This is a genomic window from Exiguobacterium sp. s183 (genome assembly GCF_018617655.1).
Lineage (GTDB): Bacteria > Bacillota > Bacilli > Exiguobacteriales > Exiguobacteriaceae > Exiguobacterium > Exiguobacterium aestuarii_A.
Genome location: NZ_JACSKN010000005.1, coordinates 178,662 through 205,593, shown reverse-complemented (window position 1 = coordinate 205,593; position 26,932 = coordinate 178,662). Strand labels below are relative to the sequence as shown.

23 protein-coding genes, 1 rRNA gene and 1 riboswitch are annotated in these 26,932 nt (G+C 48.9%); of the genes, 23 read left to right on the top strand and 1 reads right to left on the bottom strand.

Annotated elements, in window-relative coordinates; all coding sequences use genetic code 11:
* Positions 1-87 (top strand): 5S ribosomal RNA (gene rrf / locus KNP62_RS12900); the annotation flags it as partial.
* An 84-nt stretch (positions 88-171) separates the two neighbouring features.
* Positions 172-363 (top strand): NETI motif-containing protein, encoded by a 192-nt coding sequence (locus KNP62_RS12895; protein WP_015880702.1) that lies wholly within the window; start codon positions 172-174, stop codon positions 361-363.
* Positions 364-405: 42 nt separating this feature from the next.
* On the opposite strand, the gene KNP62_RS12890 is transcribed toward KNP62_RS12895, so the two are convergent.
* Positions 406-876: an NUDIX hydrolase gene (locus tag KNP62_RS12890; RefSeq protein ID WP_214785784.1), complete on the bottom strand. Its 471-nt coding sequence runs from the start codon at positions 874-876 to the stop codon at positions 406-408.
* Between the two features lie 147 nt (positions 877-1,023).
* Positions 1,024-1,125, top strand: a riboswitch (purine riboswitch).
* A gap of 69 nt (positions 1,126-1,194) precedes the next feature.
* Between KNP62_RS12890 and purE the strand changes: the two genes are divergently transcribed.
* The 21 genes from purE (at position 1,195) to KNP62_RS12785 (ending at position 26,823) form a co-directional block, all read left to right on the top strand.
* Entirely contained in the window at positions 1,195-1,683 is a 489-nt protein-coding gene (gene purE / locus KNP62_RS12885) for a 5-(carboxyamino)imidazole ribonucleotide mutase (protein WP_214785783.1), read from the top strand.
* Positions 1,683-2,777 carry a 5-(carboxyamino)imidazole ribonucleotide synthase gene (gene purK, locus KNP62_RS12880; protein ID WP_214747512.1) on the top strand — a complete coding sequence of 365 codons (1,095 nt, stop codon included), beginning with the start codon at positions 1,683-1,685 and terminating at the stop codon, positions 2,775-2,777. Before purE ends, purK begins: the two co-directional genes overlap by 1 nt.
* Positions 2,774-4,066, top strand: coding sequence for an adenylosuccinate lyase (gene purB / locus KNP62_RS12875; protein ID WP_214696700.1), 1,293 nt, complete (start codon positions 2,774-2,776; stop codon positions 4,064-4,066). Before purK ends, purB begins: the two co-directional genes overlap by 4 nt.
* A gap of 48 nt (positions 4,067-4,114) precedes the next feature.
* Positions 4,115-4,819, top strand: a complete 705-nt coding sequence (gene purC, locus KNP62_RS12870; protein ID WP_214785782.1) for a phosphoribosylaminoimidazolesuccinocarboxamide synthase — start codon at positions 4,115-4,117, stop codon at positions 4,817-4,819.
* Positions 4,816-5,058 carry a phosphoribosylformylglycinamidine synthase subunit PurS gene (purS, locus tag KNP62_RS12865; RefSeq protein WP_074032936.1) on the top strand — a complete coding sequence of 81 codons (243 nt, stop codon included), beginning with the start codon at positions 4,816-4,818 and terminating at the stop codon, positions 5,056-5,058. Before purC ends, purS begins: the two co-directional genes overlap by 4 nt.
* On the top strand, positions 5,055-5,735 hold the full coding sequence (gene purQ / locus KNP62_RS12860; protein ID WP_214785781.1) for a phosphoribosylformylglycinamidine synthase subunit PurQ: 681 nt from the start codon (positions 5,055-5,057) through the stop codon (positions 5,733-5,735). Before purS ends, purQ begins: the two co-directional genes overlap by 4 nt.
* The gene (purL, locus tag KNP62_RS12855; RefSeq protein ID WP_214785780.1) at positions 5,719-7,938 is read left to right on the top strand and encodes a phosphoribosylformylglycinamidine synthase subunit PurL; all 2,220 of its coding nucleotides are present in this window, start codon (positions 5,719-5,721) and stop codon (positions 7,936-7,938) included. Before purQ ends, purL begins: the two co-directional genes overlap by 17 nt.
* Complete coding sequence (gene purF / locus KNP62_RS12850) at positions 7,914-9,323, top strand: amidophosphoribosyltransferase (protein WP_214758269.1); 1,410 nt, start codon at positions 7,914-7,916, stop codon at positions 9,321-9,323. The genes purL and purF overlap by 25 nt, the downstream gene beginning before the upstream one ends.
* A gap of 12 nt (positions 9,324-9,335) precedes the next feature.
* Positions 9,336-10,370 carry a phosphoribosylformylglycinamidine cyclo-ligase gene (gene purM / locus KNP62_RS12845; protein WP_214696720.1) on the top strand — a complete coding sequence of 345 codons (1,035 nt, stop codon included), beginning with the start codon at positions 9,336-9,338 and terminating at the stop codon, positions 10,368-10,370.
* Positions 10,367-10,945, top strand: a complete 579-nt coding sequence (purN, locus tag KNP62_RS12840; protein WP_214785779.1) for a phosphoribosylglycinamide formyltransferase — start codon at positions 10,367-10,369, stop codon at positions 10,943-10,945. The genes purM and purN overlap by 4 nt, the downstream gene beginning before the upstream one ends.
* The gene (gene purH / locus KNP62_RS12835) at positions 10,942-12,462 is read left to right on the top strand and encodes a bifunctional phosphoribosylaminoimidazolecarboxamide formyltransferase/IMP cyclohydrolase (RefSeq protein WP_214785778.1); all 1,521 of its coding nucleotides are present in this window, start codon (positions 10,942-10,944) and stop codon (positions 12,460-12,462) included. Before purN ends, purH begins: the two co-directional genes overlap by 4 nt.
* 14 nt (positions 12,463-12,476) lie before the next feature.
* Entirely contained in the window at positions 12,477-13,730 is a 1,254-nt protein-coding gene (gene purD / locus KNP62_RS12830) for a phosphoribosylamine--glycine ligase (protein WP_214785777.1), read from the top strand.
* Positions 13,731-13,820: 90 nt separating this feature from the next.
* Positions 13,821-16,106 (top strand): bifunctional diguanylate cyclase/phosphodiesterase, encoded by a 2,286-nt coding sequence (locus KNP62_RS12825; RefSeq protein WP_214785776.1) that lies wholly within the window; start codon positions 13,821-13,823, stop codon positions 16,104-16,106.
* Positions 16,107-16,287: 181 nt separating this feature from the next.
* The gene (locus KNP62_RS12820) at positions 16,288-18,030 is read left to right on the top strand and encodes an adenine deaminase C-terminal domain-containing protein (protein ID WP_214785775.1); all 1,743 of its coding nucleotides are present in this window, start codon (positions 16,288-16,290) and stop codon (positions 18,028-18,030) included.
* A 67-nt stretch (positions 18,031-18,097) separates the two neighbouring features.
* Positions 18,098-18,403, top strand: coding sequence for a YerC/YecD family TrpR-related protein (locus KNP62_RS12815; RefSeq protein WP_026826878.1), 306 nt, complete (start codon positions 18,098-18,100; stop codon positions 18,401-18,403).
* 35 nt (positions 18,404-18,438) lie between these two features.
* The gene (locus KNP62_RS12810; RefSeq protein WP_214785774.1) at positions 18,439-19,821 is read left to right on the top strand and encodes a TrkH family potassium uptake protein; all 1,383 of its coding nucleotides are present in this window, start codon (positions 18,439-18,441) and stop codon (positions 19,819-19,821) included.
* Between the two features lie 12 nt (positions 19,822-19,833).
* Positions 19,834-20,067: a hypothetical protein gene (locus tag KNP62_RS12805; RefSeq protein WP_074032960.1), complete on the top strand. Its 234-nt coding sequence runs from the start codon at positions 19,834-19,836 to the stop codon at positions 20,065-20,067.
* Positions 20,068-20,155: 88 nt separating this feature from the next.
* Positions 20,156-20,836 carry a heptaprenylglyceryl phosphate synthase gene (gene pcrB, locus KNP62_RS12800; protein WP_214785773.1) on the top strand — a complete coding sequence of 227 codons (681 nt, stop codon included), beginning with the start codon at positions 20,156-20,158 and terminating at the stop codon, positions 20,834-20,836.
* A 38-nt stretch (positions 20,837-20,874) separates the two neighbouring features.
* Entirely contained in the window at positions 20,875-23,091 is a 2,217-nt protein-coding gene (gene pcrA, locus KNP62_RS12795; protein WP_214785772.1) for a DNA helicase PcrA, read from the top strand.
* Positions 23,092-23,100: 9 nt separating this feature from the next.
* Positions 23,101-25,095 (top strand): NAD-dependent DNA ligase LigA, encoded by a 1,995-nt coding sequence (ligA, locus tag KNP62_RS12790; protein WP_214785771.1) that lies wholly within the window; start codon positions 23,101-23,103, stop codon positions 25,093-25,095.
* Between the two features lie 252 nt (positions 25,096-25,347).
* Entirely contained in the window at positions 25,348-26,823 is a 1,476-nt protein-coding gene (locus KNP62_RS12785; protein WP_214785770.1) for an LPXTG cell wall anchor domain-containing protein, read from the top strand.
* Positions 26,824-26,932 lie beyond the last annotated feature (109 nt).

Genomic DNA, 26,932 nt, shown 5'->3' with positions numbered 1-26,932 from the left:
GTTCCCATGCCGAACACGGAAGTTAAGCGTCTCAGCGCCGAAAGTAGTTGGGGGATCTCCCCCTGTGAGGATAGGACGTTGCCAGGCAAACGGTGGTTCTGGAGCATTCGCTCAAGGGCCGCCGTTTTTTCTTATCATCGATTTAGTCTAGGGGAAGAGAGGACGTAAGAAATGGCTAAGAAGATCAAAGTATATGTCGAACCAAATGAAACGGTCAGCGAATGTTTAGATCGAATCAATGAAATGGGTTATCGTCCTATACGCCGCATTGAAAAGCCCGTCTTTGAGCAAACGGGAGCCAAAGATGAACCTGTCCATTCCCATCAATCGATTTTATTTGAATGCGTCTCTAAAGAATCCTAATGCCAAGCCGTCACACTATCTGTGTGACGGCTTTTTTATATCTTAAAATGAATGCTTGCGTTCAAAGCATCGGTCTCCAAGCGCATTCAATAAAGTTTGAGCGCGTTTCTCTATCTTTTTAGGAAGATTCTCTTTACTAAAGTATTCAAGAGCCAGGCTTTCACCGTCTTCCATCAGAACCTCTCCATGTACTCCTTTTGCCTGATATAAATGGATGACACCGTATGTTTCATCGCCGTTCGGATATTTAAAGTAACCATCCGGACCGGAAAAGACTTGAATGAATTCAAATTGCTTAGCGAAAAGTCCAGTTTCTTCTTTTAATTCTCGTGCAGCGACTTCTTCCAACGTTTCTCCGAGCTCCATCGATCCTCCTGGTAAACCCCAGTCAAGTGTATCCGATCGGAATTGCATCAGTACCTCTTGTTTTTGGTTGATGACCAAAATGGTCGCTCCAACGCTGATGATCGGACGGTTGCCAATCACTTCCCGAAGACTTGATATGTAATTCATCTAACTCCCCCTTTTATAATAGAATACAGGATACATAGAGAAGATTCTTCTTATATCCAAAAAGCGAACGATAAATATTCAGACAATTAAAATGTTCGCAGTTTATTGACATGTTTTCAAAGAACAAGGTACGATAGGCGTGTGAGATAGGAAAAATAAATAGTGCTCCATATAATCGCAAGGAAATGGCTTGCAAGTTTCTACCTGATCACCGATTCTGATCAGACTATGGGGTGTAGCTGACGTGTATTTGTCATGCCTATACCCTAAACTGATTGCTCGGTTTAGGGATTTCTTTTTGTAAGGGGGACATTTGGAATGAACGTAGTAGTTGGAGTAATCATGGGTAGTTCATCTGACTGGGAGACGATGAAACATACATGTGACATGTTAGATGAGTTACAGATTCCATATGAAAAACAAGTCGTATCAGCTCACCGTACACCAGACCTTATGTTCGAATATGCTGAAGAGGCACGGGGCAGAGGCATTCAAGTAATCATTGCGGGTGCTGGTGGAGCAGCCCACCTCCCTGGAATGGTGGCTGCGAAAACGACACTTCCTGTCATCGGTGTCCCTGTTCAGTCTAAAGCTCTCAATGGAATGGATTCGCTACTCTCGATTGTTCAGATGCCTGCAGGAGTTCCAGTAGCAACTGTTGCGATTGGTAAAGCGGGAGCAACGAATGCGGGATTACTTGCTGCTCAAATTCTTAGCATTCACTCCACAGACATTACAAATCGACTTGATGCATTTCGGGAGAAAAAACAAGAGATGGCGATGCGAGGAACGGAGGAGTTGGTCTGATGAGAATCGGAATTTTAGGTGGAGGACAACTTGGACGGATGATGTCTCTTAGTGCGAGTGCAATGGGGTATACGACACTTTGTCTCGATCCAAACCCACATGCACCGACTGCTCAAGTGGCAGATTCCATTGTTGCCTCATTTGATGATGTCGACGCCGCAAAGAAACTCGCCGACCGTTCTGACATCGTGACATACGAATTTGAGAATATCGACACAGAGATGATTGCTGCGATTGAAGAAAAATGTCCACAAGGAATGGATGTATTGAAAGCGACGCAACATCGCATCTTAGAAAAACAAATGATTGAATCTGCGGGACTACGAGTCGCACCTTATGTTTCAGTCCGTACCGTTCGAGATGTTCGGGAAGCGAAAGAGAAGCTTGGGTTGCCATTTGTCGTCAAAACGTGTCGCTTCGGCTATGACGGAAAAGGGCAGACAGTCATTCGGACGGAACAGGATGTTCAGGCATTCATTGAACAGTTCACGGAACAAGAATATGTCGCTGAAGCTTGGTTGCCGTTTGAAAAAGAAATCTCGGTCATTGTGACACGTGGAGAAGAAGAAACGTCGACGTTCCCAATCAGTGAAAATATTCATCATAACAACATTCTACATCTATCCATCGTACCAGCTCGTGTGGCTGATGAGATTCAAGAAGATGCGAGACATCTCGCACTTCAACTCGCAGACCACATCGGGTTGATGGGGACACTCGCTGTCGAGTTGTTTGTCATGCCAGATGGTCGCCTTTACGTAAACGAACTCGCACCACGTCCACATAATTCTGGACACTATACGATTGATGCATGTGAGACCTCACAATTTGAACAACACATTCGAGCCGTGACGGGGATGCGTCTCGGACGAACGACACTGACCACTCCGGTCGTCATGGTCAATCTTCTCGGCGAACATATGCAACGACTTAATGTCAAAGCATTGCCATCGAATGTTAAACTACATCTGTATGGAAAAGATGAAGCGAAGACGGGTCGCAAGATGGGACACTTGAATGTTCTCGGTGACACGGTCGAGGATGCGCTTCATACCATCGAACAACTGGCAATTTGGAAGGAGACCGTTTTATGATTTCACGCTATACCCGCCCAGAGATGGCGAACATTTGGACCGATCAAAACAAGTTCGAGGCTTGGTTAAAAGTTGAGCTTTACGCGTGTGAGGCTTGGAGTGAACTTGGAATTATCCCGAAAGAAGATGTACAAGTCCTTTGGGACAAAGCATCGTTTGATGTTGATCGTATTTTAGAAATTGAACAAGAGACGCGTCACGATGTGATTGCCTTCACCCGTGCCGTTTCTGAGACACTCGGAGAAGAGAAAAAGTGGGTACACTACGGATTGACGTCGACGGATGTCGTCGATACGGCACTCTCGTACTTAATCAAGCAAGCAAATGACATCTTAGAAGCCGATTTAGATCGCTTCATCGGCATTCTTGCAGAAAAAGCGAAAGCACATAAATATGACATCATGATGGGACGGACACACGGTGTCCACGCAGAGCCGACTACGTTCGGTTTGAAGCTCGCCCTCTGGTATGAAGAAATGAAGCGAAACAAGAAACGCTTCATGGCAGCACGCGAAACGATTGAGTTTGGGAAAATGAGCGGAGCCGTCGGAACGTTTGCGAATATCGATCCGTTCATCGAATCATATGTGTGTGACAAGCTCGGTATCCAAGCTGCACCGATCTCGACACAGACGCTCCAACGGGACCGCCATGCCGAGTACATGTCGACACTCGCATTGATCGCGACATCGATTGAAAAGATGGCTACCGAGATTCGTGGTCTTCAAAAGACAGAGACACGTGAAGTGGAAGAGTTTTTCGCAAAAGGGCAAAAAGGATCGTCGGCGATGCCGCATAAACGAAACCCAATCGGTTCTGAAAACATGACGGGTCTTGCGCGTGTCATTCGCGGTCATATGATGACGGCTTATGAAAATGTTCCGCTTTGGCATGAGCGTGACATCTCTCACTCGTCAGCAGAACGCATCATTATTCCGGATGCGACGATTCTTCTCAACTATATGTTGAATCGATTCGGTAATATCGTGAAGAACTTGACGGTCTTCCCAGATAACATGCGTCGCAACATGGATCGTACGTTTGGTATTATCTTCTCGCAACGTATTCTACTCGGCCTCATCGAGAAAGGCTGGTCGCGTGAAGCCGCATATGACGCGGTTCAACCGAAGGCGATGCAAGCGTGGGAAGAAGAGACGATGTTCCGAACATTGATTGAAGAAGACAAAGAAATGGGCGCACTCTTTACGAGTGAAGAGCTCGATGAATTGTTCGATCCGCGTTATCACGTACGCCGTGTCGATACAATTTTTGAACGCTGTGGTTTGTAATCGTTGAGGGGCGATATGCCCCTCTCACTTTTAAGGGGGACGGTTCAGATGAAAGCAATTTATGAAGGCAAAGCGAAAGCGTTATTTGAGACAGAAGAAGCGGGTGTGCTTCGCGTATATTATAAAGACGATGCGACAGCATTCAATGGAGAGAAGAAAGAGTCGATTGATGGGAAGGGGATCCTGAACAACGCCATCACGACACAGCTGTTCGAATTGATGCATGACAACAAGATTCCGACGCACTTTATCAAACGAATCTCAGAGCGAGAACAGTTGGTACGCCGTGTTGACATCATTCCGTTAGAAGTGGTTGTCCGAAACGTAGCGGCTGGAAGCCTGGCGAAACGACTCGGTTGGGAAGAAGGGACACCACTCCTTGCACCGATCGTCGAGTTCTACTATAAGGATGATGCTCTTGGGGATCCACTCCTTACAGAAGACCATATCCGTTTGTTGCAAGTCGCTACACACAAAGAAGTCGAAACATTGCGACAACTTGGTCTTTGGGTAAACGATGTATTACTCGATTTCTTCGGTCAACATGGCATTGACGTGATTGATTTCAAACTAGAATTTGGGAAAGTGGACGGAACTATCATCTTGGCCGATGAGATTTCACCAGACACGTGCCGACTATGGGACAAAGAGTCAAAACAAAAGTTGGATAAGGACGTATTCCGTCGCGATTTAGGTTCTTTGACTGAGACGTATGGACAATTGTTAACACGCATAGGGGGAAATGGACAATGAAAAAAGTAAACGTGTATGTGACATTACGTGAAAGTGTACTTGACCCACAAGGAGTAGCTGTGAAAGGCGGACTCGAGCATCTTGGATTCGCTGGAATTGAATCGGTCCGTATCGGGAAAGTCATCGAGCTTCAGGTCGCTGACGAAACGACAGAAGACATGGTCAAAGAGATGTGTGAGAAATTACTCGTCAACACGGTCATTGAGAATTATGAAATCGAGATGGGGGTACTTGCATGAAGTTCGCGGTCATCGTCTTTCCAGGATCAAACTGTGACCTCGACATGTATCATGCGGTAAAAGACGTGCTCGGGGAAGAAGCGGAATACGTGTTCCATACAGAAACCTCACTTGAAGGGTTCGATGGGGTGCTCTTACCAGGTGGCTTCTCATATGGAGATTACTTGCGTTGCGGGTCAATCGCCCAATTTTCACCGATTATGGCTGAGGTAAAACGTTTCGCAGAAGAAGGACGTCCGGTGCTTGGGGTATGTAACGGATTCCAAGTACTTGTCGAAGCGGGACTCCTCCCAGGCGTGTTGATGCGAAATCGTGATTTGAAATTCATGTGTAAGACTGTCGAACTCGTCGTCGAAAATAATGAGACGATGTTCACAAGTGACTATGCGGCACAGGAAACGATTCGCGTGCCAATCGCACACGGTGAGGGCAACTACTACTGTGACGAGGCGACACTCGAGACATTGAAGACAAATGGTCAGATTGCGTTCACCTATAAAGAGAACCCGAACGGATCGGTCGAACATATCGCCGGCATCACGAACGAAGCAGGAAACGTACTCGGCATGATGCCACACCCAGAGCGTGCGGTCGAAGCATTGCTCGGTGGAGAAGACGGTAAACGGTTATTCACGTCAATTGTAAAATGGGGGGCACGACATGTTACTTACAACTGAACCGACAGCTATGCAAATCCGCGATGAAAAGATTTATGCCACGATGGGATTATCGGACGACGAATACGCACTCGTCGTCTCACTGCTTGGCCGGGAGCCAAACTATACAGAAATCGGTCTCTTCTCGGTCATGTGGTCTGAACACTGTTCGTACAAAAACTCGAAACCTGTGCTCCGGAAGTTTCCTACAACCGGAAAGCACGTCTTACAAGGACCAGGAGAAGGGGCAGGAATCGTCGATATCGGAGACGGTCAAGCTGTCGCCTTTAAAATCGAGAGTCATAACCACCCGTCAGCGATTGAACCTTATCAAGGGGCGGCGACTGGGGTGGGCGGAATCATCCGTGACATCTTCTCGATGGGTGCCCGTCCGATTGCATTATTGAACTCACTCCGTTTCGGAGATTTGAACGAATCACGTGTGAAACATTTATTCGGTCATGTCGTGTCAGGCATTGCCGGTTACGGAAACTGTGTCGGCATCCCGACTGTAGGTGGCGAAGTCGCATTCGATCCGGCCTACTCAGGGAACCCACTCGTCAACGCGATGTGCGTTGGTTTCATCCGTCATGAAGATATTCAAAAAGGAATCGCAGAAGGTGTCGGGAACTCGGTCATGTATGTCGGAGCGACGACAGGGCGCGACGGAATCCATGGTGCCACATTCGCCTCTGAAGAACTCGGGGAAGACGCGGACGAGAAACGCCCAGCCGTACAAGTCGGAGACCCGTTCATGGAGAAGTTATTGATTGAAGCGTGTCTTGAAGTCATCAAACACCCGGCGCTTGTCGGGATTCAAGACATGGGGGCAGCTGGATTGACATCTTCTTCAGCGGAGATGGCCTCAAAAGCCGGCATGGGGATCGAGATGAATTTAGACCTCGTCCCGCAACGTGAGACAGGCATGACGCCTTACGAGATGATGCTATCGGAATCACAAGAACGGATGCTTCTCGTTGTCAAAGCCGGACATGAAGACGAGATTGAAGCGATCGTGACGAAGTGGGGACTTCACGCGATCAAAGTCGGCGAGGTCATCGAAGAGAAAGTGCTTCGCCTCGTTCACCAAGGAGAAGTCGCAGCCGAAGTACCGGTCGATGCGCTCGCCGAAGACGCTCCTGTCTATCATAAACCTTCAAAAGTACCAGCCTACTACGAAGCTTTCCAAGCCATGAGTCCTGTTACACCAATCGTCGAAGATGTGATGGCGACATGGAAAGACGTTCTTGCGATGCCAAGTATCGCTTCGAAACGTTGGGTGTATGAGCAATACGACCATATGGTTCAAACATCGACAGTCGTCGCACCGGGCAGTGATGCTGCGGTCATCCGCATTCGTGAGACGGAGAAGTCGCTCGCGATGACGACCGACTGTAACGCGAAATACGTCTATCTCGACCCGCGTGTCGGTGGGGCAATCGCTGTCGCTGAAGCGGCACGTAACATCGTCGCAAGTGGTGCAGAGCCTCTTGCTTTGACGGACTGTCTCAACTTCGGAAGCCCGGATAAACCGGAAGGGTTCTGGCAGCTCGACCAAGCCGTTGAAGGAATGGCGGAAGCGTGCCGGACGCTCGATACACCTGTGATTGGTGGAAACGTATCGTTGTACAACGAATCGAACGGACAAGCCATTTATCCGACACCGGTCGTTGGAATGGTCGGTCTCATTGAGAAGCCAGAGCACATTACGACATCGTTTGCGAAACAAGCCGGAGACGTCGTCTTCTTACTCGGAGAGACAAAAGCAGAATTTGGGGGGAGTGCCCTTCAAATGTTGCAGGATGGAAAAGTGAGCGGACATGCGCCGACACTCGACCTTCAGGAAGAACGTCAGACGCAGAAAGCATTACTTCAAGCGATTCGTGAAGGTCTTGTCACGGCGGCACACGATGTGTCAGAAGGTGGTCTTGCGGCAGCGTTACCAGAACTCGTTTTCGGAACAGGGTTCGGTGTCGACGTCACAATCGATACAGATCTCGTCACTGGGCTATTTAGTGAATCCCAGTCACGCTTCCTCGTGACAGTCGAGCAAACGAAAGCCGAGGCATTCGCGAGCATGACGAACGGAACGGCAATCGGTACGGTCACAGAAGCGGCAACCGTTGTCGTTCGCGCGAGCGACCGCTTGATTGAAATGGATGTGCAAGAGTTGGAACGTGTATGGGAAGGAGCTATTCCATGTTATATGACATCCGAGGCATGAACGAGGAATGTGGCGTCTTCGGTGTGTTCGGTCACATCGAAGCGTCACACCTTGCCTACTACGGACTTCACAGTTTGCAGCACCGTGGCCAAGAAGGAACGGGAATCGTAACGGCAGACGGAGAGCGTCTCCACGCGAAACGTGGACTCGGACTCGTCACCGAAGTATTTGACGAAACGTCTCTCGACGCACTCACCGGGAATCATGCGATCGGTCACGTACGCTACTCGACAGCGGGCGGCAACACGCTCGAGAACGTTCAACCGCTCCATTTCAAGTCGTTGACAGGTGATTTGGCGATGGCGCATAACGGAAACCTTGTGAATGCGACTGAGTTGAAACATATGCTCGAAGCGGAAGGTGCGATCTTCCAGACGACGTCCGACACGGAAGTCGTGGCCCATCTCATTAAGCGGAGTCGCGGTAATTCATTGAAAGAACGCATTGCAGATAGCTTGGCTCGTCTCGTTGGAGCATTCGCCTTCTTATTTTTGACAGAAGATGCCCTATACGTCGGAGTCGACGTTCATGGGTTACGTCCTTTGTCACTCGGGCAGACGGAAGACGGTGCGTACGTTTTCGCATCAGAGACATGTGCGTTTGACGTCGTTGGAGCGACGTACGTCCGAGATGTTGAACCAGGCGAGTTACTCATGATTACGAATGAAGGCATCACATCTGAACGCTTCAGTGAAGCGGCAGTTCGTGCGATGTGTTCGATGGAATACATTTACTTCTCACGTCCGGACTCGATCATCGACGGCATCAACGTGCATACGGCGCGTAAAGCCATGGGGAAAAAGATGTTCGAAGAAGCGCCGGTCGAAGCGGATGTCGTGACGGGTGTGCCGGACTCGAGTATTTCCGCGGCAATCGGTTATGCCGAAGCGAGTGGAATCCCATACGAGATGGGACTTATTAAGAACCGTTATGTCGGACGGACATTCATTCAACCTTCTCAGGAATTACGAGAGCGCGGCGTGAAGATGAAACTGTCGGCGTTACGCGGTGTCGTGAATGGGAAGCGGGTCATTATGGTCGATGATTCCATCGTCCGAGGAACGACGAGCCGCAGAATCGTCACTTTGCTTCGAGAGGCAGGCGCGACGGAAGTGCATGTGCGCATCACGTCACCGCCAATCAAGCATCCATGCTATTACGGAATCGATACATCAACGAAGGAAGAGTTAATTGCGGCAACCAAATCCGTTGAAGAAATCAGAGAAGAGATTGGTGCCGATTCACTAGCGTTTCTCACATTGGATGGAACGGTCGAAGCCATCGATCGTCCATTCGAAGGAGCGTTACGCGGGCAGTGTGCTGCATGCTTCACGGGACTTTATCCGACTGAACTTGCAGAACTCGTGACAGAGACAAAGGCTTAAGGGGGAAAACCGATGAGCGTTCGATATGAACAAGCGGGTGTGAATTTAGAAGCAGGGTACGAGGCCGTATCCCGTATGAAACGTCATGTTGCCCGGACGATGCGTCCAGAAGTAATGACAGGGCTCGGTAGTTTCGGGGCGATGATTGATCTCGGCTCGATGAACATGAAACATCCCATTCTCGTGAGTGGGACGGATGGGGTCGGGACGAAGCTGAAGTTGGCTTTCGCGCTTGATCAACATGACACGATTGGAATTGATTGCGTCGCGATGTGCGTCAACGATTGTCTCGTTCATGGAGCAGAACCGCTCTATTTTCTCGACTATATCGCGACAGGAAAAGCAGAGCCGGCTAAACTCGAGCGCATCGTCGCCGGGGTCGCTGAAGGATGTGTCCAAGCCGGTTGTGCCCTCGTCGGAGGAGAAACGGCTGAGATGCCTGGAATGTACCCGGATGGGGAGTATGACATTGCCGGGTTTGCGGTCGGGGTCGTTGAGAAAGAGCACTTACTCGACGGTTCGACGATTCAGGATGGAGATGTCGTTCTAGGGCTTGCTTCTTCAGGGGTTCATTCAAACGGTTTTTCTCTTGTACGTCATATCGTCGAAGCGCAAGGTCTTCACTATACGGATGAAATTGCGATGCTCGATACGACACTTGGGAACGCGTTGCTTCTTCCGACACGCATTTACGCTGAAGCGGCGAAAGCGGCGATTTCGACAGGTAAAGTACAAGGAATGGCACACATCACAGGTGGTGGCTTCTATGAGAATGTCCCTCGTATGTTACCGGAAGGACTCGGGATCACGTTCGATGCATCGAGTTGGCCAAGCCTTCCTGTCTTCGACTGGCTCGAACAAGTCGGAAACATCTCGAAACAGGAAATGTTCAACGTCTTCAACATGGGCATTGGTTATATGATTACGGTACGTCCTGAAGATGTGGAACTGGTCGAAGCGGCGCTCGAACGTGTCGGTGAAACAGCGCATCGAATCGGGAAAGTCGAGAGTCGTCCAGGAATCCGAATCTCAGGAGTGGACCAATGAAACGATTTGCCATCTTTGCATCAGGGTCAGGGAGTAACGCTGAAGCCATTTGGCAGGCGATTGCCGATAGGCAATTGTCAGCCGAATGCGTGCTACTCGTCACGGACAAACCAGAAGCGACGGTTCTCGACCGTGCGGAGCGTCACGGAATTCCGAGTTTTTCCTTCACACCGAAAACGTATGCGTCTAAAGAGGAGTTCGAGGAAGAAATCCTCGTCCTTCTCGATTCGCTTCGAGTGGACTATATTGTGTTAGCAGGGTATATGCGCTTGATTGGAAATGTGTTACTATCCGCATATCCGAACCGAATCATAAACATTCATCCTTCGCTCTTGCCCGCCTTTCCGGGGAAAGACGCGATTGGTCAGGCGCTTGACGCGAACGTGTCGACGAGTGGCGTGACGGTTCATTATGTGGATGCGGGGATGGACACGGGTCCGATCATCGCACAAGCGTCAGTCGAGATTGAAGGATGCGACCGCACGGAAGCGACACAACGCATTCAAGCGATTGAACATCAACTGTATCCGCGCGTATTACAACAAGTGTTGAATCAACAGGAGGTTTTCAAGTGAGAGCATTATTAAGTGTTTCTGATAAAACAGGAATTGTGGAACTAGCAACTGTCTTACATGAGGCGGGCATCGAACTCATCTCGACAGGAGGGACCGAGGCGGCACTGCAACAAGCCGGTTTACCGGTCAAAAACATCTCTGAGGTGACATCGTTCCCAGAAATGTTAGATGGTCGTGTCAAGACGTTACACCCACTCGTTCACGGCGGATTACTCGGACGTCGCGACCTCGATACACATGTCGCTCAAATGAAAGACCATGATATCGAACCAATCGATTACGTGGTCGTCAATCTTTATCCGTTTAAAGAGACAATCGCAAAAGAAAATACGACGTATGAAGAAGCGATTGAAAATATCGATATCGGTGGACCGAGCATGTTGCGTTCGGCTGCGAAAAACCATGCGAGCGTAACAGTCGTCGTCGACCCAAGTGACTATACACTTGTTGCAGATGAAGTACGTAAAGGTGGCACATCATTTGAGACACGCCAACGTCTCGCCACGAAAGCGTTCCGTCATACGGCTGCTTATGACGCATTGATTGCCGATTATTTAGGGCGTCAAATCGGAGAAACCTTCCCAGAACAGTTGACAGTCACGTATGAAAAAGTTCAAGACCTTCGTTATGGAGAAAACCCGCACCAACAAGCGGCGTTTTATAAGACGCCATTGTATGATGGGATGACACTCGCGAATGCGACACAACTCCACGGGAAAGAACTTTCGTATAACAACATTCAGGATACGAATGCGGCCCTTGAAGCACTCAGCGAATTGAACGAACCGGCTGCTGTCGTCGTCAAACATATGAACCCATGTGGTGTCGCGGTAGGACGGACGATTTATCAGGCGTTCGAACGTGCACATGCGGCTGACCCGGTCTCTATTTTTGGTGGGATCGTTGCCTTGAACCGCGAAGTCGATGTAGAAACGGCAGATGCCCTTCGTAACATCTTTTTAGAGATCATTATTGCTCCATCCTTTAGTGAGGCAGCACTTGAACGATTGAAAGAGAAAAAGAACCTTCGTCTGTTAACGTTGGATATGGGTCAAATGATAGGGATGCGCTTAACAGCTGTCGCTGGAGGATTGCTCGTACAAGATGGGGACGACATGACACTCGATGATGCAGCTTGCCAAATCGTGACGGACCGTCGCCCGACAGCATCAGAATGGGAAGATTTGAAACTCGCATGGCGCGTCGTCAAACACGTGAAATCAAACGCCATTGTCGTAGCGAAAGATGAGACGACGATTGGAATCGGAGCGGGACAGATGAACCGCGTCGGAGCTGCAAAAATCGCTTTCGAACAAGCAGGTGAACGTGCGACTGGCGCAGCGCTTGGAAGTGACGCGTTCTTCCCAATGGCAGACACGGTCGAAGCGGCAGCAGCGGCAGGCATTACAGCCATCATCCAACCAGGTGGGTCGATCCGCGATGCCGAATCGATTGAAGCGGCAAACCGTCACGGTATTACAATGGTGTTCACATCGGTCAGACATTTCAAACACTGAGAGGGGTTCGCGTCATGAACGTAATGGTCATCGGTCGAGGAGGACGCGAGCATGCGCTCGCATGGAAATTAAAACAAGACGGACATCACGTTTTCGTTGCACCAGGTAACGCCTTCATGGAAGGTATGACATGTGTATCGATCAATGAGACAGACGTCGAGGCACTTGTACAGTTCGCAGAAGAAACGAACATCGAATGGACGATTGTCGGACCGGAGTCTTCTTTGATGGCAGGGGTCGTCGATACGTTCCGTGCTAAAGGACTAAACATCTTTGGACCGACAAAAGCAGCGGCCTTGCTCGAGGGAAGCAAGGCGTTCGCAAAAGAGGTCATGATGGAGGCAGGGATTCCGACAGCAGCGTACGAAGCGTTCACTGACGCAGAATCGGCGCTCTCCTATATTCAGAAACTTAGAGCACCGCTCGTCGTTAAAGCCGACGGTCTTGCTGCTGGTAAAGGTGTCACGGTCGCATTCACAGTGGAAGAGGCAGAAGCTGCGGTACGTGATATTTTCACGACGGATAAATTCGGTCAACAGTCACAGGTCGTCATCGAAGAGTTCCTTGATGGGGAAGAGTTTTCACTCATGGCGTTCGTCTCGGGAGAGCGTGTCATTCCGATGATTACGTCTCAAGATCATAAACGTGCCTATGACGGTGACAAGGGACCGAACACAGGTGGTATGGGCGCCTACAGTCCGATGCCACACTTGTCAGAGGACGTGTATGAAGAAGCGGTGAAGACGGTACTCGAACCCCTCGCTCAAACGATGGTCAAACGAGGGACTCCGTTTGAAGGATTCTTATACGCCGGACTGATCTTGACATCGAGCGGACCAAAAGTGATTGAATTTAATGCTCGCTTCGGTGACCCAGAGACAGAAGTTATTTTACCGAATTTGAAATCACCGCTCCTCGACGTGATTCAAACGGTCATCCGCAAAGAGCCATATTCGATTGAATGGGTCGAGGGTTATACGATGGGGGTCGTCATCGCAGCGAAAGGTTATCCGGACCTTCCTGTCACCGGGCAAGTGTTGTCTGGTTTTGAGACGCTCCCGCAGGACGTTCTCGTCTTTCACGCTGGAACTGCACAGCAGGACGGTCAAATCGTTGGGAACGGTGGTCGCTTGCTCGTTATCACAGCGACGAAATCGACGCTACTTGAAGCGAAGACAGCAGTTTATGAAGCCATCGCACAACTCGATTTACCGGATACGTTCTACCGGACAGATATCGGTTCACGGGCGTTCACACAGATTATTTGAAGGATGGGTCAACCCATCCTTTTTTTCATGCGAAAAAAAGGGAATCCCGATATCCTGTTCTACAATAATAAAGTAGCTTAGGGAAAGAGGGTGGTCGGCCTGCGTGTTCAAACAAAACTATTCATTGCGATTGCTATTAACATCGTACTTTTCATTGGCGTCATTCTGTTTGTCATCAAACCGTATTTCGTAGAAAAGAGCATTGAACAGGACAAGGCGATGACCCACGATCAAATCGAGAGCGTGACAGAAGTATTCGCCAATCATCGAAGCATGCTCGAGCGCATCCTTGTCGATTGGTCGGTCTGGACAAATGCCTACGATTTCGTTCAAAACAAAAATGAATCGTTTATTGAAAACAATATGGGAGAAGAAACGCTCGACAATCTTGGGGTTGGGGCGATGATTTTTCTCAACGAAAATCGAGAGGTCGTCTACTCCGAATTCAATCAATTTTATGAGTTGGACGGTAAGAGTGAGAAGAATGATTTCACAAATGAACTGGTGCGTTACGTCAACTCGTCTGGCGTTACACAAAGTGCGGTATATGGTACAGACTTCGGCCCCGTCGTGTTCATGAGCCACCCGATTGTAAGAAGTGATGGGACTGGGGAACCTGGTGGCACGCTTGTCCTCATTCAAAAAATTGGTCCAGACTTCATGGCAGCGATGAGCGTACAGGCAAAAACGAAACTTTCTATCAGTCCGCTCTCGCATCAACGCTTGACGATTGAGCAGGACAATCAGTTTGCCCGTGTTTCGTTACCACTGCAGTCGGTCTATCAAGATGCGAACTGGGAAGTCAATTTTTCGGTGAAGCGTACGTATTATACAAACACACAGACGATGTTAGAAACGGGCATGCTTGGACTTCTCGTTCTCGGTCTCGGACTATTGTTGACATTGTTTTGGACAGTGAATCAAATCGTCACGAAACGGTTAATGGACATCGTTAAAGAATTGAAGTGGATCACGAAAGAGCGAAACAGTCGCTTACGAATTCGTTTAAATCCACATCAGCAGGATGAAATCGAAGAGATGGCAGTTAGTATAAATGAAGTGCTGGATGCGCTTGAACAGACACAGAAAGAATCGTTGACGCGTGCCTTTCGAGATTCTCTGACACGTCTTCCGAATCGTTTGGCTGTTGAAGATATGTTTGTGAACTTACCGAACACGTCCTACTCGATCGGTGTGATGGGGATTGACCTCGACAATTTCCGACGAATCAACGATCAGTTCGGTCAACGGACGGGTGATGCGATGTTAACCTTCTTTGCGTCCCGATTGATGTTTTACAAAGAGGATGGTTTTGTTGCCCGAATCGGAGCTGATGAATTCATCATGATTCACCCTGGATGGGCGAACGAAGAATTATTGATCGTTGCGAATCAATTGGTGAAAGATTTGAGAGAGTGGGGCTTGAAGCAAGGCATGAACCATCTGACGTTAAGTATCGGAATCGATGAGTTGGAACCTTCCCACCATTCCTACGAGGTCATGATGGCACGTCTCGATGTCGTCTTACACGAAGTTAAAGCATCAGGGAAGGACAAGATCCTCTCTTATCAGGACATCGAAGACGGGAGCCATTACTTGCAGGCGCTCGAGATGGAAAGAGATTTGCGATATGCGCTACGTCATGACGAATTCGAATTGTATTATCAACCAATCGTCTCGCCGAAACCGTTTCAAGTGAGAGGGGTAGAAGCGTTGATTCGTTGGCATCATCCGCAAAAAGGATTCGTCTCCCCGGGTGTCTTCATTCCCGTTGCCGAACAACTTGGGCTCATTTCGGATGTGGGGAGATGGGTACTTGTAAAAGCGATCACGGAGATTCAAGACTATGCCGAACGCTTTGATTTATTTTTGTCTGTCAATGTGTCGAAACGCCAGATTTTAGATGGGTCATTTATAGAGGCACTAGAAGAAACGCTCGCCAAAACAAGCTTCCCGCCTCATCGGCTTCATGTAGAAATCACAGAGAGCGAAGTCGGCGGGAATGTATATGAACTCCAACAGTTCATTCAAGCGTTGAAGACGATCGGTGTCAAAATATCACTCGATGATTTCGGCGTCGGCACGTCATCGCTATCTTACCTTCAATCGCTACGTCTCGATATTATTAAAATTGACCAGAACTTCGTCAAAGGGATTCCGGAGAACAAATTTGATCGAGCGTTATTAGAAGGATTGTATCAAACGTTCCACACACTCGGCCTCGATATCGTCACGGAAGGGGTCGAACGACCGGAACAACTGGCTTTCGTATTAGAATATAGTGGTTCACTCATCCAGGGATATCATTACAGTAAACCGATTCCGGTAGAACAGCTGCATCACTATTTACGCAAAACGGTCATGACTCAAATTTGATGTAGGCGACTCTTCGTGCGGAGAGCCGCCTTTTTTGTGAAAAATATATGTGAAATTTGTTACAATAGGGAACATAACTTGCGACCCTTTCAGAGAAAAGGTAAACTTGAAAAAGGGAAAGAAAACGCTTTCAAAACTATTTCTTAATAGCATTGAAAGGGAAAAGGGAGGATTGGGTTCGATGCCAACAAAAAGAACGGCGCGGGCACCGTGGTCGAAAGTGATGATTCGCTCGCAACTTGAAGTCGTAGATCGAGTACGACCACCTTCGCTCGTTTTACAGAACGCGACGTATTTGAACGTATATGTGAAACAATGGAAAACAGCGAACATTTGGATTGAGGGAGACCGAATTGTCTATGTCGGTCCAGATCTACCAGAATCGGCGGTCGAAACGGTTGATGTGTCAGGGAAATATATTGTGCCTGGTTATATCGAGCCACACGCTCATCCATTTCAATTATACAATCCGGCGACGTTGTCTAAGTATGCAGGAGAGCGCGGAACGACGACGCTCGTCAATGACAACATGCTCCTTTTTTTACAAGAAAAAGAGCAAGCGTTTGCGCAGCTTGAAGCGATTCAACAGTTGCCGACGAGCACATATTGGTGGGCACGACTCGACACGCAGACCGAGCTCGACCGAGAGAGTGTCGCCGTCGATTCAGAACGAATTCACGAATGGTTCAATCATCCGGACGTCGTGATGGCCGGGGAGTTGACAGCATGGCCGCGCGCTCTTAAAGGCGACGATGAGATGCTCCAGTGGATGCTTGACGCAGAGACGTGCGGTCTACCGGTCGAAGGGCACTTTCCAGGTGCCTCACCAAAGACATTGACTAAAATGGCGTTGATGGGTGTACACAGCGACCATGAGGCGATGACAGCGGAAGAGGCGCTCAACCGACTCGAATTAGGCTACACAACGACGCTTCGTCATTCCTCGATTCGACCAGACTTACCAGGGATGATTCGTGATCTGCTTGCGAACGGATTAACCGCGTTCGATCATCTCATGGTGACAACGGACGGTTCGACTCCCGGCTTTTATGAAGACGGGATGCAGGACGCTCTCGTTCGCATCTTAATAGAAGAAGGGTTACCGGCAATCGAAGCGTATCGCATCGTCTCGCACAACGTGGCGCGTCATTTCGATCTCGATCATATTCTCGGTTCGATTGCGCCAGGACGCATCGCACACCTGAATATTCTTGACTCAATCGAAGAACCACGCCCTTCGGCAGTCATCGCGAAAGGACAATGGATTTTCCGAGATGGTGTGTCCTTGTTCCCGAACGAATTGGTGGAAGCGGTACTCGATAAGATGCCGTCGACTGACGTCTCGATTGAATTGACACCACAAGACTTGTCATTCAGCATGCCCGTCGGTCTCGACATGGTCAACTCGGTCATCATGAAACTGTTTAAAATCAAGCACGATACAGGGCAGGACGAATTGCCACGCGATGAGGACGAGTCGTTTTTAATGTTGCTTGATAAGGAAGGGAAATGGCGACTAAACACGGTACTGAAAGGATTTGCGAAAGATTTTGGCGGTCTGGTCAGTTCGTATTCGATCAGTGGAGACTATTTGATTTTAGGAAAATGTAAACAGGATATGTTACTAGCGTTCGAGCGGATGAATGAACTCGGAGGAGGCATCGTCCTTGTCGACAGAGGGGAAATCGTTGCCGAGATCCCATTACCGCTCTGTGGCATGACGTCGACAGAGCCGCTTGAGACGCTCATCGGTCAAGAGAAACAACTGCGTAACGAGCTTGTGGCACGAGGGTATCAGTTCGAAGATCCGATTTACACGTTACTGTTTTTAGCATCCACACACTTGCCGTACGTTCGGGCGACTCCACTCGGAATTTATGAAGTGATGAAAAAACAAGTACTATTTCCTGCGATTTTGCGATGAATAGTTGAGTCCGAGCCGCCCCTGCTTTAGAATGATAAAGAAGTATGAGTAGAGAGGATGCTTGCGGATGCAACTCGATAAATTACGAGGTCGAGAGCTTGATCAATTGTTTGAGGCAATTTTGAAGCTCGATACACTCGAAGACTGTTATCAATTATTCGAAGATTTAGCGACTGTTAATGAAATTCAAGCACTTGCACAACGACTAGAAGTGGCACGTCAAATACGTGAAGGCAATACGTATCATAAAATTGAGGACGCAACAGGTGCCTCAACGGCTACGATTTCTCGTGTGAAACGTTGCTTGAACTATGGGACAGGCGGATATGATCTCGCTCTTGAACGTCTACAACAAACAAAAGGTGACTCGTAAGAGTCATCTTGTTTTTGATGGAGGGGAGGGGCGAGATGCAACAAAAATTCATGAAGCGGAACTTACAATTGTTCTTTCGAAACTTAACACCAGTCCAAACACTCGTGTTGATCTATAGTGCTGCAGCCGTTTTATCCGTGTTGCTCCTCGCCTTACCGATCGCCCACAAACCGGGTGTGACGATTACGTTTACGGACCTCGTCTTCTTTGCGGTAAGCTGTGTCAGTGTCACCGGCCTCACACCGATTGTGGTCACTGATACATTTTCAACGTTTGGTTTGTTTATCATCTTGTTTATCGTTCAGGTGAGCGGTGTCGGGTTGATCAGTTTGCATGTGATCATGTGGATTTTGCTTGGGAAGCGGATTGGGTTTCGGGAACGCCAACTGATTTTACGTGACCAAAACCAGACGTCGATGTCAGGGATTGTTAAATACATCACGGAAATCGTCATCACCGTGATCGCCATTGAGGCGGTCGGTGCCGTCTTACTCGGTGTCCATTACTTAAATTATTTTAATACCGCCGGAGAAGCCTTCTTACAAGGATTGTTCGGGTCGGTCAGTGCGACGACGAACGCCGGTTTCGATATTACCGGTAGCTCGCTTGCGCCATTCCGAGAAGATCCATTTGTCATCTTCACGCAAATTGCGCTCATGACAGGTGGTGCCATCGGATTCCCGGTTCTTGTGGAGATTCGGACTTATTTGGTGAGTCGCATCACACGGAAACGTCATACGTTCCCGAGTCGATTCTCTTTGTTCACGAAGTTGACAGTCTCGACATTCTTTATTTTGATTGCTGTCGGAACAGTCGGCTTATTCATCTTTGAATACAACAATGCCTTCAAAGACTTGCCGCTCTGGCTGTCTCTTTCGGACTCGCTATTCCAGTCCGTGACGACACGTAACGGTGGATTATCGACAGTCGATGTCAACTTGTTCTCGGAAGCGAGCATGTTGCTCTTATCGATCCTCATGTTCATCGGGGCCTCTCCATCGTCTGTCGGTGGGGGGATTCGGACGACGACGTTTGCCGTCGCCGTTCTTGGTGTCGTCGCGTTCATCCGCGGAGACTCATCGATCAAAATTTTCGGGCGTGAGATTGTTCTCGAGGATATTTGGAAAGCGTTCGTCATCATTACGGTGTCACTTGCCGTCTTATTATCTGGGGTCATGGTCATGGCTTACTTCGAAGATGCCTCATTGACACGAATCTTATTTGAGGCTTGTTCCGCGTTCGGGACGACTGGACTATCTGTCGGTCTATCTTCCGAATTCAGTAACGTCGGAAAATGGGTGCTGACGATTCTCATGTTCATCGGTCGAATCGGGGTCATCGCCTTTATTCTCATCTTGCAACGGAGACAACCGAAGCGGATGTATAACTATCCGAAAGAATCAATCATCTTAGGATAAGGAGATTGTCATATGAAAGCCTTTTGGATTAATTTTGGATATGTCTTTATCGTTCCTGTCTTACCGTTCATCGCGGTCGTCAATGGAACAGCGCTCTGTTCGCCAGACTCCCCATTACTTGATATACCAGTGCTCGGATTCTTTTTAGCGAATCCGCTCTGGTTTATCCCGGTGTATGGATTATTCGCACTGCTTGTTGCGAAATGGTTGACGGAACGGGAACGGAATCGTACGGCACGTTCGTGACTTGCTTCGGCAAGTCTTTTTTATTGGAGAGATGCACGTCACGTAAAAAATCGATACACTAGAGAAGGATTCGATGGGAGGGGAAGAATTGAACTTTCAGTCATGGCGGCACGTATTTAAACTAGATCCGAATAAATATCTCGACGAGGATGAGCTCCAGGCGCTTATCCACTCCGGCACTGATGCCTTCCTGATAGGCGGTACGGACGGTGTCGATGCAGAGAATACATTTGCGCTTTTCGCGAGAGTCCGGGATGCCGGGTTACCGGTCGCGCTTGAAATCAGTCAACCGAGCCAGGTCATCGATGGATTCGATCACTATTTTGTACCGACCGTACTGAACGCCGGAACGCCGGAATGGATTGTCGGACACCATGCACGCGCATTTGAGCGTTATGGACATTTCTTCGACTCCCGTCACATCACAGCGCAAGGCTATCTCGTCTTGAACCCAGACGCAAAAGTGGCGCACGTGACGGAATCAACATGTGACTTAACGCTAGAACAAGCCGTGGCGTATGCCGAAGTCGGGCATCATTTGTTCCGTCTCCCTTCCCTTTATATTGAATATAGTGGGCGACTCGGCAATGTCGATGTCGTGAAAGAAATTCGATTGGCGCTACCAGACGCGCACCTCTTTTATGGGGGTGGCATCGATGGGGCAGAGTCGGCTCGGTTGATGGGAGCGTTCGCCGATACCATTGTCGTCGGCAATATCATTTATGAAGACTTAGCGGGAGCACTTGCGACTGTGCAAGCACTCCGATAAAATAAGAACAAACGTTTGGAATAAGGAAGGAAACGATTATGTATAATCTTAGCGAAGAATTAGTCAAAGGTATGAACCCGGAACAAGCAGAAGCGGTCAAACATACGGATGGTCCTCTGTTGATCATGGCGGGTGCGGGGTCTGGTAAAACGCGTGTCTTGACGCACCGCGTTGCCTATTTGATGGCGGCGAAGCAAGTGGCACCGTGGAACATCTTAGCGATCACATTCACGAATAAGGCGGCGCGGGAGATGAAAGATCGGATTGCACGCCTTGTCGGTGGGGTCGCCGAAGACATTTGGATTTCCACGTTCCACTCGATGTGTGTCCGTATTTTACGACGCGATATCGATCGTATCCGGTATGACCGAAGCTTTTCAATCTTAGATGCCTCAGACCAATTGACGGCCATCAAGCAAGTCTTGAAAGAGTTGAACCTCGACCCGAAAAAGTATGAACCACGTACACTTCTCGGGATGATCTCGAACCATAAGAACGAACTGCGAACGGCAAAGGACGCAGCAGCCCTTGTCGGCAACAATCCATATGAACGAATCATCTCTGACGTCTACACGGCATACGAGAAAAAATTGAAACAAAATAACGTGCTCGACTTCGATGATTTGATCATGAAGACGATTCACTTATTCCAAGAAGCGCCGGACGTGTTGGCGTTTTATCAAAAGAAATTCAAATACATTCACGTCGATGAGTATCAAGATACGAACCGTGCCCAGTACACGCTCGTCAAACTTCTTGCGCAGGCGCATGAAAACTTATGTGTCGTCGGGGACTCGGATCAGTCGATTTATCGTTGGCGTGGTGCTGATATCGCCAATATCTTGACGTTCGAGAAAGACTACCCGAGCGCGCATGTCATCTTACTCGAACAAAACTATCGCTCGACGAAACGAATTTTAGAAGCGGCGAACGGTGTGATCAAAAACAACGCTTCCCGTAAAGATAAAAACTTATGGACTGAAAATGCTGAAGGAGAGAAGCTCTTGCTTCACGTCGCATCTGATGACCGTGACGAGGCGTTCTTCATCATGAACCAGATGAAAGAATTGAAGATGGAAGGGATGGACTACGGTCAAATGGCGGTCCTGTACCGGACGAACGCTCAGTCACGTGGTCTTGAGGAAATGCTCCTTAAATCGAACATCCCGTATAAGATGGTCGGCGGGACAAAGTTCTATGAGCGAAAAGAAATCAAGGACGTTTTGGCATACTTGCGCTTAATTGCGAACCCAGACGAGGACATCTCATTCGTTCGTGTCGTCAATGAGCCGAAGCGAGGCATCGGTGCCGCGACGATTGATAAATTAGGCGACTTTGCGGATATGCAGGGCGTCTCGCTCATGGATGCGATTCGTGACATTGAACTGTCGGGGATTGCCCCACGTACGGCGACGAAACTTGCAGATTTCCGTCAGATGATGATGGACCTGCGACAAATGGCAGACTATCTCTCGATTTCAGAACTCGTCGAAGAAGTATTGAAGAAGACAGGGTATGAGGAGATGCTCAAAATCGAGAAGACACTCGAAGCAGAAAGTCGACTCGAGAACTTGCAGGAATTCCTGTCGGTCGCTCAAAACTTTGAAAAAGAAAGTGATGAACAGACACTCGTCGCTTTCCTCACGGATTTGACGCTCGTATCTGATCTCGATTCGCTTGATGAAGTCGACGAGTCGCATCAAGTCACATTGATGACGTTGCACTCGGCCAAAGGTCTCGAGTTCCCGGTCGTCTTCTTGATCGGAATGGAAGAAGGTCTCTTCCCGCATAGTCGTGCATTGAACGATGAGGAAGAGATGGAAGAAGAACGTCGTCTCGCATACGTCGGGATCACACGTGCCGAGAAGCGTCTGTATTTGACGCGTGCCCAGTCACGGATGTTGTACGGTCGTTTCCAAAACAACCCGGAATCAAGGTTCTTGCATGAATTACCGGAAACATTGTTGGAGCGGTCCGGTAAGGCGAGAAAGCCGATGCCATGGAACCCTGTCGAGTCACCAGGGAAGTTGCCGGTGAACGGCTTCAGTTCAAAACCGAAACCGAAACTTGCGCAATCATCTGGTGCCGAAACAGTCGGCTGGAGCGTCGGTGACAAAGCGAATCATAAAAAATGGGGACAAGGTACGGTCGTGCAAACACGTGGAGAAGGCGACCAACTCGAAGTCGATATCGCATTCCCAGAAGTCGGGATCAAGCGTTTATTGGCCAAGTTTGCCCCAATCGAAAAAGCATGAGGTGAAGATATGGAGATGGCAGAACGTGTAGAAGAACTACGCAAATCGTTAAATCAATATGGTTATGAGTATTATGTACTTGACCGTCCGAGTGTACCAGACTCGGAGTACGACCGTTTGATGAACGAGTTGATTCAAATCGAAACAGACTATCCAGAACTTCGGACTCCGGACTCTCCAACGCAACGTGTTGGCGGAGCCCCACTTGACGCGTTCATCAAAGTAACGCATGACACACCGATGCTGTCACTCGGCAACGTCTTCTCGAAAGAGGAACTCGTGGAGTGGGTGGAGCGGATCGAGAAAGACCTTGGCTACACACCTACATTCGTGGCTGAACTCAAATTTGATGGGCTTGCCGTCTCTTTGAAATATGAGGACGGTCGTCTCGTACGTGGTGCGACACGTGGAGACGGTACGACGGGTGAAGACATCACCCAAAACTTGAAAACGATTCGTGCCATCCCCCTTCGTCTACAGGAGGACGTGACGTTTGAAGTACGGGGCGAGGCATACATGCCAAAGCGTTCGTTCGAACAGCTGAATGACGAACGGGAGCGAGTCGGTGAACCATTGTTCGCCAACCCGAGAAATGCAGCGGCGGGGTCACTTCGACAACTTGACTCCAAAATTGCCGCATCGAGAAACTTGGCATTTTTCGCCTACGGTTTAGTGTCGCAAGACGATCTCGTCGCCTCGCATGATGAGTCACTCGATTATTTGAAGCGACTCGGCGTCGCCGTAAGTGGAGACTATACGACGTGCAAGACGGCGGATGAACTATGGGACTACATCGAGACATACGTGACGAAGCGCAGCGAACTCCCGTATGAAATCGATGGGATTGTCATCAAAGTGGCAGGGTACGAAGAACAAGAACAACTCGGCTTTACAGCGAAAAGTCCGCGCTGGGCTGTCGCGTATAAGTTCCCGGCAGAAGAAGTCGTAACGACAATCGAGGACGTCGACTTCAGTGTCGGTCGCACCGGAAAAGTCACACCGCGGGCGCGATTTGCCCCAGTTTCTGTGGCGGGGTCTACCGTGACGTATGCGACGCTTCACAATGAAGATTTTATAAAAGAAAAAGACCTTCATATCGGTGACCGCGTCGTGATCAAAAAAGCAGGGGATGTCATCCCAGCGGTCGTCTCGGCGCTCGCGAGTGAACGCAGCGGGGAAGAACGGGCAATCGAGTTCCCGACCCACTGCCCAGCGTGCGGTTCTGAATTGATTCGATTAGAAGGCGAGGCCGATCATCGCTGTGTCAATCCCGAGTGTCCGGCCCAACTGCTCGAAGGACTGATTCATTTCGTCTCACGTCAAGCGATGAACATCGACGGACTCGGTGAGAAGGTCATCACGCAACTCCATGAAGCGGGACTCGTCCATAACGTGGCCGACTTGTATCGCCTGAATCGAGACGATTTACTCGGACTCGAGCGTATGGGCGAGACGTCGGTGACGAACTTGCTTTCGGCGATTGAACAATCGAAGCAAAATTCGCTCGAACGCGTGCTCTTCGCCCTAGGGATCCGCCTTGTCGGACAAAAAGCCGCCTCCTTGATCGCGGAGCGTTTTGAAACGATGGAAGCCATCATCGAGGCTACGGTGGAAGAGTTGACGTCAATCGATGGCATCGGAACGAAGATGGCCGAGTCGATCGTCCTTTACTTCGAAAAACCAGAAGCACGTGAACTCGTCAAAGAACTTTCAGAATCGGGAGTAAATCTTTCCTTCAAAGGAACGAAACGACCAACAACGGAAGGGGCACCGCTCTCTGGTAAAACGGTCGTATTGACTGGGAAATTACATGAGATGACCCGTGGTGAGGCCGGGAAACAACTTGAACTCCTCGGTGCAAGTGTGACGGGGAGTGTAAGCAAAAATACAGACTTACTCGTGGCCGGTGAAAAGGCTGGTTCAAAACTAACGAAAGCCGAATCGTTAGGCATCGAAGTTTGGGATGAGGCGAAACTTCTCGATTTTTTAAATGAACACGCATAAGACGTTTCGCTTCGGCGAACGTCTTTTTTCACGTTCGTTTTGTAAAAATTTATGAGATTGAACAGGTTCGCACAAGCGTTCGAAGGGTATAGAGTAACTAAATCAAAATGCTAATATATTTTTGCAGAAGAACCCTTTGACACCATGACTTTCACACACACATCCCTCTCATTCCTCTACGTGGTGAAATTCGTCATCGGGCCAACATCGATGCGTATGCTTATTGCTCACCTTAGAGGAGGGATTGACATCATGACACACAACATCCAACGCTTCCTTGCGCTATTCACCATCCTCATGCTCCTATCCACACTGATGCCCACCAATCTCGCACATGCAGATACGACCACGTTCCGATATATTCAACTGAACCTGACGGACGAAGAAGTCGAAACATTATATGAAGCAAGTCTCGTTTACGATGACATCACATATTATGGGGTACGTGAATCTGCTGACATTTGGCGCTTTATGATTGATGCAGAAACGGTCGATGACTCATTAATTGACTTGGTCACTCTTTATAATGCTGAAGGTGTTCCATATACGTTTATCCCGAATACCATCACGGAAGCGTATCCCGTCGAAGTGGATGAACCACCTGTTGTGACTGAACCAGATGAACCAGAAGAGGTAACACCCCCAGTGGAAACAGAACCAGAGCCGGTCGTGGAAGAACCGATGACTGAACCGATGTTGCCGGTGCTCGCTTTAGAAGCACAGAACATCGCCGGGGTCGACAAGGCCGTTGTCGGAGGAGAAATATCGTATACGTTCATTGTAGAGAACACAGGAGACACGCCGATGACGGTGACAGAACTTTCTCATGAGTATGTGAGTGGAGACATCGATCATCAATCAATCGAATCGTTCAATCAACGCGTATTTGATCGTTTGCATGAATTAATAGGAGAAGACGGTCTCTTGCCGGGAGAACGGGTGGAAGTGACAGCAATCTTGTCCGTTCCGTCTGATTATTCAATCCACACACACCCTGAGATCGGCAGTCTGTTTCGTGTGACGGGAGTGGACGAATATGACCGTGTCGTCACAGCAGAAAGTCAACAAATCGTGCTCTTGCAACAACCTGATTTTACAGTGTCAGGAACGAGCGAGTTGACGACCGTTCAGCCTGGGGAACCTGTCCGATACACATATACAGTGACGAACACCTCTAACGTCACCTTGTTCTTGTCTGATGTGACACTCACATGGCCGAGCGGCGCCTTGACAGATGAGGAACAACAGATGGCAAATGAACGATTCATGAAGCAGGTTCAATCGATTCCTCAATTCCTCAACGGATTTGGGCCGGAAGAAGTCGTCACGTTGTCATTTGAACTCCCGCTTCTCCCGTCCTATGACGTCCGAGCTGGAGCGGAATTGGTTCAACAGGCAACATTTACGCTCTATGTGACCGAAGGGGTGACCGTCACTCGCTCTGTCGATGTGCCGGTTGCAGTAAAACAACCTGTTCCAATCAAAGAGGACGAACCGAAACACGTTCCTGAGAAAGAAGCGAAAATCGAGACACCAGTTGTGAAGGTTGTCGTGAAAGAGCGAGAGGCTCCCCCGGTGCAACTCGAAGATGAAGTCGACACGTATTCGCAAGATGTGCTCCCGATGACAGGAGAGACGAACGAAACGTGGCATGCGATGCTTGGACTCCTCTTGTTTGCATCTGGACTCCTCTTGATGATTCGTCGGAAGCACCCATCCACCAAATAACGATTATGTATCCCTCCTTGTTTAATTCAGGAGGGATTTCTTCTGATTCCGCTTCGATACTTTTTTCGTGGAACGATTTTGTTATAATGAACAAAGTGAAATAGGAAAC